The 12548-nt window shown below is 69.0% G+C and carries 7 protein-coding genes; 1 reads left to right on the top strand and 6 read right to left on the bottom strand.

What is annotated here, in order from left to right:
- Positions 1 to 4 precede the first annotated feature (4 nt).
- Complete coding sequence (locus QSJ59_RS09180; RefSeq protein ID WP_285758617.1) at positions 5 to 4261, bottom strand: HAMP domain-containing protein; 4257 nt, start codon at positions 4259 to 4261, stop codon at positions 5 to 7.
- 395 nt (positions 4262 to 4656) lie between these two features.
- Here QSJ59_RS09180 and QSJ59_RS09175 point away from each other — a divergent pair, with 395 nt between their 5' ends.
- On the top strand, positions 4657 to 6852 hold the full coding sequence (locus tag QSJ59_RS09175) for a SpoIIE family protein phosphatase (RefSeq protein WP_285758616.1): 2196 nt from the start codon (positions 4657 to 4659) through the stop codon (positions 6850 to 6852).
- Between the two features lie 39 nt (positions 6853 to 6891).
- On the opposite strand, the gene QSJ59_RS09170 is transcribed toward QSJ59_RS09175, so the two are convergent.
- The 5 genes from QSJ59_RS09170 to QSJ59_RS09150 form a co-directional block, all read right to left on the bottom strand.
- Complete coding sequence (locus QSJ59_RS09170; RefSeq protein WP_285758786.1) at positions 6892 to 7494, bottom strand: response regulator transcription factor; 603 nt, start codon at positions 7492 to 7494, stop codon at positions 6892 to 6894.
- Between the two features lie 218 nt (positions 7495 to 7712).
- Entirely contained in the window at positions 7713 to 8987 is a 1275-nt protein-coding gene (locus QSJ59_RS09165) for a sensor histidine kinase (RefSeq protein ID WP_285758615.1), read from the bottom strand.
- Positions 8988 to 9066: 79 nt separating this feature from the next.
- Positions 9067 to 9924, bottom strand: a complete 858-nt coding sequence (locus QSJ59_RS09160; protein WP_285758614.1) for an ABC transporter permease — start codon at positions 9922 to 9924, stop codon at positions 9067 to 9069.
- 48 nt (positions 9925 to 9972) lie between these two features.
- Entirely contained in the window at positions 9973 to 10938 is a 966-nt protein-coding gene (locus QSJ59_RS09155; RefSeq protein WP_285758612.1) for an ABC transporter ATP-binding protein, read from the bottom strand.
- Positions 10939 to 11061: 123 nt separating this feature from the next.
- The gene (locus QSJ59_RS09150; protein ID WP_285758611.1) at positions 11062 to 12483 is read right to left on the bottom strand and encodes an NAD(P)/FAD-dependent oxidoreductase; all 1422 of its coding nucleotides are present in this window, start codon (positions 12481 to 12483) and stop codon (positions 11062 to 11064) included.
- Between the last annotated feature and the right edge of the window lie 65 nt (positions 12484 to 12548).

Below are 12548 nucleotides of genomic sequence, written 5' to 3'. Positions count from 1 at the left end.
ACTGCTACTGCTCCTGGCTTTCTTGGCTGGTGTGGCCGGTTCGATCCAACCACGTCCGCATGACGTCCAGGAGATGACCCAGATCGACCGGCTTGGTGACGTAGTCCGAGGCGCCTGCCTCCAGGCTGCGCTCCCGGTCCCCCTGCATGGCCTTGGCGGTGAGAGAGATGATCGGCAGGTCGGCGAACTGGGGCATCTCACGGATCGCACGGGTGGTGGCATTGCCGTCGAGCTCGGGCATCATGATGTCCATCAACACCAGCGCGATGTCCTCGTTGGCTTCCAGTTTCTCGATACCGGAGTGCCCGTTGTCAGCGTAGAGGACGTGCAGACCGTTGGCCTCCAATGCGCTGGTGAGCGCGAAAACGTTACGCACGTCGTCGTCCACGATGAGTACCCGGCGTCCGGCCAGCGTCGCGTCGCGCTCGGGGTCGGCCTCCAGTTCCGCACCCGAGGACGGCCCGGTCTGGGGCTCCGGCTCCTTGAGCATGGGCACGGAGGGGGGCTCCGTATAGGGGCTCGGGTCCACCACGGGCGAAGCGGACTCGGTGTCGGCCGTCCGGGCCTCCTCGTCCCGCTCGGCCGGCGCGGGGTCGGGCGCGACCGGGATGTCGGTGGCGGTGACGGCCAGCGGCTCGACCGCGTCTACCGAGCCGTAGGACCGCTCACTCGCGCTGTCGGGCAACCGGACCGGAAGCAGCAGGGTGAACGTACTCCCCTGGCCGAGCACGCTGTCGACTCGGATCTCGCCGCCGAGGAGCTGCGCCATGTTGCGGCTGATGGACAGTCCCAGGCCGGTTCCGCCGAACCTGCGGCTGGTGCCGCCGTCGCCCTGATGGAACGCCTCGAAGATGACCTGGAGCTTGTCCTCGGGAATACCGATCCCGGTATCGGCGACGGAGAACGCGATCACCTCGTCGTCCTCGGCGAACATGTCGAGGTCGGCGTCCTCCAGCGCCCAGGCGGGCTCGATGAGGAGCCGCACCTCACCGGTACTGGTGAACTTCACCGCGTTGGAGAGCAGGTTGCGCAGCACCTGCTGGAGACGCTGCTCGTCGGTCCACAGGTAGTTGGGGATGTCAGGAGACACCTCGACCGCGAACGCCAGCCCCTTGTCGCTGGTCATCGGCCTGAACGACGCCTCCACATAGTCGACCAGCTGGCTGATCGACACGTCGATGGGGCTCAGTTCCATCCGCCCCGCCTCGACCTTGGACAGGTCCAGGATCTCGTCGATGAGCTGGAGCAGGTCGCTGCCCGCCTTGTGGATGGTCTGGGCGAACTCCACCTGCTTGGGGGTGAGGTTCTGCTCGGTGTTGTCGGCGAGCAGCCGGGCGAGGATGAGCAGGCTGTTGAGCGGCGTGCGCAGCTCGTGGGACATGTTGGCCAGGAACTCGGACTTGTACTTGGACGAGACCTGGAGCTGGTGGGCGCGCTCCTCCAGCGAACGGCGGGCGCGCTCGATCTGGCGGTTCTGCAACTCGATGGCGCGGTTCTGACTGGCGAGCTGCCCGGCCTTGCTGTGCAGCTCGGCGTTCTTGCGGCGCAGCTCCTCCTGCTGACGCTGGAGCTCGTTGGAGCGCTCCTGCAACGCGGTGGTCAGCTGCTGGGACTGGGTCAGCAGGTACTCGGTCTTGGAGTTGGCCAGGATCGTGTTGATCGTGGCACCGATGAGACCGACCAGCTGACGCAGGAAATTGAGGTGAATTTCCCGGAAAGTGCCGTAGGAACCGAGCTCGATCACGCCCAGCACCCGGTCCTCGGACAGGATCGGGAAGATGACGATGCTCAGCGGAGGCGCCTCGCCCAGGCCCGACTCGACCTTGACGTAATCACCGGGGACGTCGTTGACCCGCATCTCGGTGCGCTGCGCCATCGCCTCGCCCGCCAGTCCCCGCCCCATCTTGATCCGGCGGCGATGCTCCTTGGGCTGGTAGCCGAAGCCCGCGTAGAGCCGGAACGTCTCTTCGTCGTTCTCGTCCTCGGGCAGGAAGCACGCCCCGTGCTGGGCCGCGACCAACGGGGTCACCTCGGTCATGATCAGCCGGGCGAGGTCGTTGAGGTCGCGATGCCCCTGGATGAGGCCGGATATGCGAGCGAGGTTGCTCTTGAGCCAGTCCTCGTCGCGTTGGGCGGCGGTGGTCTCGCGCAGGTTGGACACCATCAGGTTGACGTTGTCCTTGAGTGCTGCGAGCTCGCCGCGCGCACCGACCTGGATGGACTGGGTGAGGTCGCCACGGGCCACGGCACTGGCCACCGACGCGATCGCCCGCACCTGGGTGGTGAGGTTCCTGGCGAGCTCGTTGACGTTGTCGGTGAGCTGCTTCCAGGTGCCCGACACGCCTTCGACCTTGGCCTGGCCGCCGAGCTGTCCCTCACTGCCCACCTCGCGCGCCACCCGGGTGACCTCCAGGGCGAACGTGGAGAGCTGGTCGACCATGGTGTTGATGGTGTCCTTCAGCTCCAGCATCTCGCCCTGGGCGTCCACCGTGATCTTCTTGCCGAGGTCACCGGCGGCCACCGCCGAAGTGACCTGGGCGATGTTGCGGACCTGGGTGGTCAGGTTGTGCGACATCGAGTTGACGTTCTCGGTCAGGTCCTTCCAGATGCCCGACACGCCCTTGACGTCGGCACGCCCGCCCAACTGGCCTTCGGTTCCCACCTCACGGGCCACCCTGGTCACCTCGTCGGCGAACGCCGACAACTGGTCCACCATGACGTTGATGGTGTCCTTCAGTTCGAGGATCTCCCCCTTGGCGTTGACGGTGACCTGCTTGGTGAGGTCGCCGCGCGCCACGGCGGTGGTCACCACCGAGATCTGGCGCACCTGGTGGGTGAGGTTGTTGGCCATGGAGTTGACGTTGTCGGTCAGGTCCTTCCACACGCCGGAGACACCGCGCACGTGCGCCTGGCCGCCGAGCTTGCCCTCGGTCCCCACCTCGCGGGCCATGCGGGTGACCTCGTCGGCGAACGAGTCCAGCTGGTCCACCATGGTGTTCACGGTGTCCTTGAGCTGCAACATCTCACCCTGGGCGTCCACGGTGATCTTCTTGCTCAGGTCACCGACCGCAACAGCGGTGGTGACCTGGGAAATATTGCGCACCTGGTAGGTGAGGCTGTTGGCCATGGAGTTAACGTTGTCGGTCAGGTCCTTCCAGATGCCCGACACGCCCTTGACGCTGGCCCGCCCGCCCAGCTTGCCCTCGGTCCCCACCTCGCGCGCCACCCGGGTGACCTCGTCAGCGAACGAGTCCAGCTGATCCACCATGGTGTTCACGGTGTCCTTCAGCTTGAGCATCTCGCCCTGGACGTTGACGGTGACCTTCTTGGTGAGGTCGCCGCGCGCCACCGCCGTCGTCACCTGGGAGATGTCGCGCACCTGGTTGGTGAGGTTGTCGGCCATGGAGTTGACGTTGTTCGTGAGGTCCTTCCAGATGCCCGACACGCCCTTGACGTTGGCGCGTCCACCGAGCTTGCCCTCCGTGCCCACCTCACGGGCCACCCGGGTGACCTCGTCGGCGAACGTGGACAACTGGTCGACCATGGTGTTGACCGTGTCCTTGAGCTGCAACATCTCGCCCTGGACGTCCACCACGACCTTGCGGCTGAGGTCCCCGCGCGACACCGCGACGGTCACCGTGGAGATGTCGCGCACCTGCGCGGTCAGCCGGGCCGCCATCTGGTTGACGGCCTCGGTGACGTCGCGCCAGGCACCGGAGACGCCTTCCACCCGGGCGCTGCCGCCCAGCTTGCCCTCGGTGCCCACCTCACGGGCCACGCGGGTGACCTCCATGGTGAACGCCGACATCTGGTCGGCCATGCGGTTCACCGATGTGGCGAGGCGCAGGAGATCGCCGTGCAGTTCGCCGTGGCGGTTGGTGAGCTCCACCCGCTGGGCGAGGTCACCGTTGGCCACCGAGTCCAAGATCTGGGCCACGGAGGTGACGGGTTCGCTGACCTCGTCGAGAAGCTGGTTGAGCGCTCGCACGCTCTTGCCCCAGGCACCGCGGGCCGGACTGATCGAGACGCGCTCGGCGAGGCGCCCCTCGGTACTGACCACGTCGCTCACGCGCTGGAGTTCGGCGCTGAGCTGCTCGCAGTGGTCGAGCACCTCGTTCATGACACCGGCGATCTCACCGTGCGTCCCCCGCGCACGAGGGTCGAGCCGGACGCTGAAGTCACCGTCACGCATCTTGTAGAGCGCGTCGAGGAGCGCGTTCAGCTCCGTCTCCGATGCGGCCGGGCTGGTCGCCTTGGGCATCGATCCCCTCCTCCACCGGTTGAAGCCCTGCAGTGCCCTGATGGGCAGACTTACGGTGTTACTCACACGGGTCTCCGGCCCTCAAGACTCTCAGATGGACCACGGTGCACTACGTTAATTCGACAGTCCGCTCAATAACACGACGTTCGGACAACACGACCAAGTTCCACGACTTCCTGGGAGAAGCTGGGAATCCGACCCAGTCCGACCATGCACCGACCGGGCGGCCGGAACCGGGCATCCCCCGGACGTGTCCGCCGGTGGCTGGTCGGAGACAATAGTTCAGGGAAGACACCACGATTCTCCACCTCGGCAGTCCCGCACCGAGATACAGGGGGGATCGTGTGCATTTCAACCGAACCGCCCGCAACTCAGAGGAACCGTACGGCTTCACGATGCCATATGACGTTATGAAGGTCGCCCGCCGGGAATTCTCAGCCGCTCCGGAGACCGCGGGCGAGGCTCGTTCCTTCGTGCGCGACACACTGCGCGATTGGAACGTCACGCGCGGCTCCGACGACATCATCCTCCTGGTCAGCGAACTGGTGACGAACGCGGTCATCCACGCCGAGACCACCCTGGAACTGATCGTGCGCCGCCTGCCCGGGGCGGTGGAAGTGGTCGTCGTCGACCGGGTACCGCACCGGGCGGTCCCCAAGGCGGGACCGTTGCAGGTGGACACCTCCCCCTCCACCGACGACACCCGCAGCGGCGGGCTGGGCCTTGCACTGGCCTCGGCGATCGCCTCCAGTTGGGGCGTGAGCTACAGCAAGGAGGACAAGGCCGTCTGGTTCCGTCTCGACGACGAGGAACCGCCTGCCGGCCCCACCTCACGGACATCCCTGGTACCGCCGTTGCCGGTACGCAGCAAGGTCCGTTCCCGGCCCGAACCGTGGTCCCGGCTGGATTCCGCGCTGGCTGCCAAGCTCTCGCTCCCGGACCTCCTGGACTCCACGGTCGACGTCGCGCGCACCGTACTCGGCGGGGACGCCGCCTACATCGCGCTGGCCACCACCGACGAGACCGAGTGGGAGCTCCAGGCCGCGGTCGGACTGACATCCGGGCAGTGGCGACCGTTCCGCAGCCGGACCGAAGAGACTTTTCCCTCCTCCGCACCGGAGCCCGGGCCGGTCATCAACGACGACCTGATGATCGCCCGGGCGCACCGGGGCCGGCTCGCAGCGGCCGGAATGCGCTCGCTGGTGACGGCACCGTTGATCGTGGACGGGCGGATCACCGGCCTGCTCGGGGTTGCATCCAAACGGATCCGGCATTTCGGCCAGACCGCAGCGGACCGGCTCCAGGAAGGGGCCGACCGAATCGCACTGACGGTCGAGCGCTCCCGACTGGCCCGGGTGGAACTCGCCAGGCGCGCCTCGTTGAGCTTCCTGGCCGAGGCCAGTGACCTGCTGGCCGGCACCCTCGACGAGCAGATGACGGCCGCGCTGGCCGCACAGTTGACCACCTCCCGGCTGGGCAAGTGGTGCGTGGTGCACACCACCAGCGACCTGGGGGTGGACCGGCTCGCCTTCGCCACGCACCGCGACGAGAACACCACCGACGTACTGCGCGAACTGATCACGGCGATCATTCCGCAGGAACAACGCGAGCCGGGGCAGCTGTGGCAGCCCGAGGAACTGGCAGAGGCCGGCATGGACGACGAGCTCACCCGGGAGCTCGCGGCCGGCCTGGGCATCAGCATCCCCCTCATGGCACACGGACGGTCGCTGGGGCGGATCACCATCGGCAAGGCGCCCAACGAAGAGTTTCCCCGCGAAGAGGTCGACGTCGCCGACGACCTCGCCCAACGGGTGTCGTCAGCTATGGAGAACGCGCGCCTGTACTCCGACCAGACCTTCATGAGCGAGGCCCTGCAACGCAGTCTGCTTCCGGCCAAGGAGAAGGAACCCGCGATTCCCCGGGTCGATCACGCGGTGTTCTACCAGCCGGCGGGAGAGCGCAACGTGGTCGGCGGAGACTTCTACGACGTGTTCGCCACCGACGGACGCTGGTGTTTCGCGATCGGCGACGTCTGCGGCACCGGCCCGGAAGCGGCAGCGGTGACCGGTCTGGCCCGCCACACCCTGCGGGCGCTGGCCCGGGAGAACCTCGCCCCGGCGTACATCATGCACCGGCTGAACCTGGCCATCCTGGACGAGAACACCACGACCCGCTTCCTGACCATGCTCTACGGCGAGATGACGCCTATCGGCGGCCCGGACGGCGGCAAGGGGATGCGGATCCGGCTGGTCTCGGCGGGCCACCCGCTCCCCTTGCGCCTCGACAAGAACGGCGAGGTGGAACCGCTGGCCACCTCCCAGCCCCTGCTGGGCGCGTTCGAGGACGTGGAGTTCTTCACCGAGACGGTCGAGGTCGCCCCCGGGGACGTGCTGCTCGCCGTCACCGACGGTGTGACCGAGCGCCGCAACAACGAGGAGATGCTCGGCGACGAGGGGCTGACCAAGATCTTCACCGGCTGTTCAGGGCTGACCGCCCAGGCCGTGATCGCCCGGATCGACCGCGAACTGGAGGAGTTCGCCCCGGGCGGGCACACCGACGACACCGCGATGCTGGTCCTGCGGTTCCTGTGACCGTTGGCCCCGCCCCGTGGTGGACGGGTCACGGACCGCTCAGAGCCAGCCCATGTCCTGGGCGGTGCGGATGGCCGACATCCGGTTGTCGGTGCCGGTCTTGGCGATGGCGTTGGACAGGTAATTGCGCACCGTGCCCTCGCTGAGGTGAAGGGCGCGGGCGATCTTGGCCGCCGAGGAGCCGTCGACCGCGGCCCGCAGGACGTCCGCTTCCCGCTCGGTCAGAGGGCTCTCTCCCGCTGTCATGGCAGCGGCTGCGAGCTCGGAGTCGATGTAGCGTCCGCCCGCGTGAACCTTGCGGATGGCGCCGACGAGCTGGTCGACTGGTGCGTCCTTGGCGAGGAAGCCGCGGGCGCCGGAGGAGAGCGCACGGCGCAGGTAACCGGGGCGGCCGAAGCTCGTGAGGATGAGCACGCCACAGCCGGGGGCGGCCGTGCGCAGATCGTCGGCGACCTCCAGGCCGCCGGCGCCGGGCATCTCGATGTCCAGGACCGCGATGTCGGCGTCGTGTTCCCGGACAGCAGCCAGTACCAGGTCACCGCGGCCGACCTGCGCGGCGATCTCGATGTCCTCCTCCAAACCGAGGAGCGCGGCGATGGCACCGCGCACCAGGTGCTCGTCATCAGCGAGCACGACCTTCATTCGGCCGGCCGGGGGGCTGTTCTCGGATAGCTCAGTCACGTGATCAGCGTAAGCGTCGGGCACCCCGCAGGACACCGGGAGGGGCGGACGCGCCCCGGGAACGGGCACCACCGCCTTGCCGCACGCATCGGCGCGCAACGGACCCGTTGCACGCTCCTCGACCGCACCGCAGGGGGCGGGATCTGCGGCACCTGCCCTGGACGGGTGGGCCGGGCGGGTCAGGCGGGGACCTGGTCCCCCTCCTGCCGGACGCGAGAAGCCGCCGGGGCGGAGCGGATCGGGAGGACGGCCCGCATCAGGAAACCGCCGTCGTCGGTGGTGGTGGCCGAGAGCCCGCCCCCGACAGCCGTCACCCGCTCGGTGAGTCCGTTCAGCCCGTTGCCGAAGGGCTGTGCCGACCCGGAGCGCACTCCGTCGTTGTAGACCTCCACGACGAAAGAGCGTTCCTGCCGGGTCAGGGTGATGTCACAGCGGTCCGCCCCGCTGTGGCGGAGCACGTTGGTGGCACCTTCCCTGACCAGCCAGGCGGTCAGTGCACGCAACTCCACCGGGCATTCGGCGGTGTCGCCCGCGACGCCGACCCGGGTCCCGGCCGCGCTGAGCACCTGGCGCACGCTCTCGACCTCGGCCGTGAGGTCCACGTCGCGGTACCCGCTGACCGCCGCGCGCACCTCGCGCAGCGCGTCCCTGGCGACCTGTTGGACCGCGACCATCTCGGCGGCGGCGCGCTCGGGGTCGCGCGCGGCGAGCCGGGCCGCCAGCTCGCTCTTCACCGCGATGCCCGAGAGGCTGTGCCCGACCAGGTCGTGCAGGTCCCTGGCGAAGCGCAGCCGCTCCTCGGTGACGGCGAGCCGCGCCCGCGCCTCACGGGCGACGGTGGCCTCGTTGGCGATCTCCCACAGCCACACCATCGCCAGGTCGCAGACCAGCAGCACCGCCCCGAAGAAGACCGTGTACCCGAGGACCAGGACCGTCAGCCCGATGTTGAGCTGGGGCAGCAGGAGGAGCCGGACGGCCGGCGCCGCGAGCAGCACCACGGCGAAGAGCACGGACTGGCGCCGGGTGGCGACGAGCGCCGCGGCCGACCACCACAGGGCGAATCCGACCAACACCCAGGCGTAGACGTCGAAGACCGCCAGGACGCCCAGGTTCAGGACCAGGCCCAGGTAGAGCAGTCCCGTGGAGCGGGGCCTCGGAGCGTCGAGTCGGAGGACGGCGAACCGCAGCGTCAGCCACGCCAGTGGCACCGACAACGCGAACCCGAGCACCGCGGCCCAGGGCGACGGGACACCGAACATGGCGAGGATTCCCGGGCCGGCCTCGCCACAGGCGTGGAGGACCGCCTGGAAACCGATGACGAACAGCAGCCCCAGCGGGAGGGTGGTGAACGTGAAGTAGACCGTCCTGCGGGCGAACTTCAGCCGGGCCGTGCTGCGCTCGTCGTCGGCCACCCCCGCCTCGACGGTCCCCGGACCGGTGTCCTCGTGTGTCATCGTGCCCCCCTCCAGGTCGTCAGCCTACGCGTGCGCGGTGGCCGGGGGTTTGCGCCCGGCCACCACCCCCGCCGCCGGGTTACTTGGCGCTGCGCGGGTCCCAGCGGAAGTAGCGGAGGGAGTAGGCCAGCACCGCGGTCCAGGCGAGCAGGATCGCCAGGGCGGGGACCGCCGCGGTCCACAACCGGAGGCCGGTGGCAGGCTCCGCGGCCGGGGCGGTCGCGGCGGCGAAGAAGTCGTGGCCGAAGTACGCGGACTGGGCCAGTTCGATGGCGGGGACCATCGGGAGGTAGCCGAACAGCTGCGCCAGACGGTCGGGCAACAGCTCCAGGGGCACGAAGAACCCGCTGGCCACGATCAGGAGCATGAACGGGGCCATCGCCATCATCTGCGCGCTCTCGGCGTTGCGGGCGAACCGGGTGATGACCGCCCCGAAGAGCGTCATGACGACGCTGATCAGCAGGATCGACAGCACCAGCATCACGGGGTCGGCCGGCGGCGAACCGGTCATGGCGACGAGGGCCCCGATGACGGCGAGGGACTGCACTCCGACCACTGCGATCACCGACAGGGCGGTGGCGCCGAACATCGCGACCGGCGGGACGCCGGCGACCCGGAAACGCTTGAGCACCAGCTGTTCACGCCTCGCGGCGTAGACGTTGGAGACGTGCACGACACCGATGGTCATGGCCGCCATGGCGAAGAAGTTGGTGAGGGAGAAGGCGACCGCGTCGATACCGGGGAGCAGCTCGCCGGGGCCCATGGAGAACACGGGGACGAGGAACACCAGTGGCAGGACCGCGGCGTAGAGCGCCATCCGGTAACGGTAGAAGAGGGTGAACTCGGTCCGGGTCAGGCGCAGCGTCTGACGCAACGGGTTGACCGCGCTTCGCTGCTCGGTGCTTCGTGCGGTGGGCGCGGTGGTGGTCGTGGCCATCGTGGGTCTCCTGGTGGGGTGGTTCGGGTCGGACGCCGGGGCCGGCGGTCAGGCGCCGGCGGGGACGGCGGCGTCACCGTCGGCGATGTCGAGGAAGACGTCCTCCAGGGAGGCGGTGCGCACCTGTAGGCGCTCCAGGGTGATGCCGTTGGAGTCGGCCCAGCCCATCAGCGTTGCGACGGCACGGTGGGCGCGGCCGGCGATGTCGTCCCCGGAGACGTCGTAGGCGGCCCATTGGTCGCCGCTGCGCACCTCGACGGAGAAACGGGCTCCGGGCAGACGCGGCAGGTCCTCGGAGCGGATCCGGTCGGGCATACGGAAGCCGATCCGGTCGCCCTTGCCGGCGACGACCCCGGCGACGGTCCCCTCGACCTCCACCAGACCGTTGCGCATGATCGCCAGGCGGTCGGCGAGACGCTCGGCCTCCTCCAGGTAGTGGGTGGTGAGCAGCACGGCCACCCCTTGGGCCACCTGGTCGCCGATGATCCTCCAGGTCTCCCTGCGCATCTCCGGGTCCATCCCGGTGGTGGGCTCGTCCAGGAACAGCACCTCGGGGCGGGTGAGAATCGCCAGGGCGAGGTCCAGGCGGCGCTTCTGTCCCCCGGAGAGCTGACGGACGGCGACGGTGGCCTTGTCGGTGAGGCTGACCGTCTTCAGGACCTCGACGCGCCCCATCGGCCGGGCGGCCAGGTCGCGGGCGAGATCGATCGTCTCGGCGACGGTGAGTTCCTCGAAGACGCCGCTGTGCTGGAGGACGGCGTTCACCCGCGGGCGCAGCGCGGCGGGCTGGCCGAACGGGTCGGTACCGAAGACCCGCACCGTACCGGCGGTGGGCTTGCGGAAACCCTCCAGCGTCTCGATGGTGGTGGTCTTGCCGGCGCCGTTCGTTCCCAGGAGCGCGAAGAGTTCGCCGGGGGCGACATCGAAGGAGACACCCCGGACGGCCTCGAAAGTGCCGTACGCCTGGCGGAGGTCCTGGACGCTGATCGCGGTGTGCTGCTGTGCCGTCGTCATGTCCACAAGCCTGCCGGAGCAGGCGATTGTGCTGTAGGAGCCGGTGTCACCGGGACGCCGTGAAAAACGTGGGCCCCGGGGATGACGATCGTCATCCCCGGGGCCGCGCCTCGCGTGTGGCGGTCAGCTGTCGAACCCCAGCCCTACCGCGTCCAGCCCGCGCAGCCACAGGTTGCGGCGACCGCCGTTGCGGTCGGCTGCGGCTATGGAGCGTCGGGTGAGCTCGATCCCGGCGAACCGCAGGGGTTCCGGGGGGAAGGGCAGCGGTTTGGTACGCACCATCTCCGGGCGGGTGAGTTCGGTGTCGGCTCCCGCGAGCGTGTCGAGCATGACCTCGGCACCGAAGCGGGTGGCTCCCACGCCGAGGCCGGTGTAGCCGGCGGCGTAGGCCAACCGGCCGTCGTAGGCGGTGTCGAAATAGGCGCAGAACCGGCTACACGTGTCGATCACCCCGCCCCATCGGTGGGTGAAGCGCACGTCCGGCAGCTGGGGGAACGTCTCGAAGAAGTGCTCGGCGAGCCGTTGGAAGGTCTCGGAGCGCTGGTCGTACTCCGGACGGATACCGCCGCCGTAGTGGTAGATGACGTCGTAGCCTCCCCAGAGGATGCGGTCGTCCGCGGTGAGCCGGTAGTAGTGGAACTGATTGGCCGCGTCCGACAGCCCCGCCCGGCTCTTCCAGCCGACGGCGTTCTTCTGGTCGGCGGTGAGCGGCTCGGTCATCAGCACGTAGTCGTACACCGGAACGACGTGGCGGCGGATCCGGCGCAGCGGGCCCGGGAACGCGCCGGTGCCCCAGGCGACGGCCGGGGCCGACACCGAGCCGCCCCGCGTCTCCAACCGCACCGCGACGGGCTCGCTGCGGATGGAGCGCACGGGACTGTGCTCGAAGATGCGCACCCCCAGACGCAGGCAGGCCGCGCGCAACCCCCAGGCGAGTTTGGCCGGGTGCAGCATGGCGGTGCCGTCGGGCTCGTAGAGACCGCCGAGATAGGTGGGCGAGTTCACCTCGGCGCGGGCCTGGTCGGCGTCCAGGTTCACGGCCTTGTGGCCCAGCGCGCGCAACTGTTCGCCGTACTCGGCGAGTTCGGCGTTGTGCCAGTCCCGGGTGGCCAGGATCAACTGGCCGGTGCGCTCGAACTCGCAGTCGATGCCGTGGCGCTCCACGGCATCGGCGATGCGGTCCAGGTTCTGACGGCCCAGACGCTCCAGTTCGACGATCTCGTCGGGCCAGCGCTCGGCCCCGTTGGCGTAGCCGTGGGTGAGGCTGGCTTCGCAGAATCCTCCGTTGCGCCCCGACGCCGCCCATCCGACCGTGCGGGCCTCCAGCAGCACGACGTCGCGGTCGGGGTCGCGTTCCTTTGCGATGAGCGCACTCCACAGACCGCTGAACCCGCCGCCCACGACGGCGAGGTCCGCCCGCACCCGGCCGCTCAGCGGCGGGGCGGGTTCGGGGACGTCGTGGCCGGGGACGTCGGGGTCGGTCCAGAAGATCCGGGGCGCGGCGTCGGCCAGCGCGGCGGCGGCCCTCCGGGCTGCTGCGGACACGGCTATCACTTTCTCTCTTCGCCGATCGTGACGTCATCCACGCTGCCACCGCAGGTGGAGGAGGA

The sequence above is a fragment of the Nocardiopsis ansamitocini genome (genome assembly GCF_030268225.1).
GTDB classification, from domain to species: domain Bacteria; phylum Actinomycetota; class Actinomycetes; order Streptosporangiales; family Streptosporangiaceae; genus Nocardiopsis_D; species Nocardiopsis_D ansamitocini.
Note: the sequence above shows the minus strand (reverse complement) of the source record. Positions and strands in the feature narration are given on the sequence as shown.

Coding starts and splice junctions, on each gene's coding strand:
- QSJ59_RS09160 (WP_285758614.1), bottom strand. CDS start 9,924: ATGGCCACGACCACCACCGCGCCCACCGCACGAAGCACCGAGCAGCGA.
- QSJ59_RS09165 (WP_285758615.1), bottom strand. CDS start 8,987: ATGACACACGAGGACACCGGTCCGGGGACCGTCGAGGCGGGGGTGGCC.
- QSJ59_RS09175 (WP_285758616.1), top strand. CDS start 4,657: ATGCCATATGACGTTATGAAGGTCGCCCGCCGGGAATTCTCAGCCGCT.
- QSJ59_RS09155 (WP_285758612.1), bottom strand. CDS start 10,938: ATGACGACGGCACAGCAGCACACCGCGATCAGCGTCCAGGACCTCCGC.
- QSJ59_RS09180 (WP_285758617.1), bottom strand. CDS start 4,261: ATGCCCAAGGCGACCAGCCCGGCCGCATCGGAGACGGAGCTGAACGCG.
- QSJ59_RS09170 (WP_285758786.1), bottom strand. CDS start 7,494: ATGAAGGTCGTGCTCGCTGATGACGAGCACCTGGTGCGCGGTGCCATC.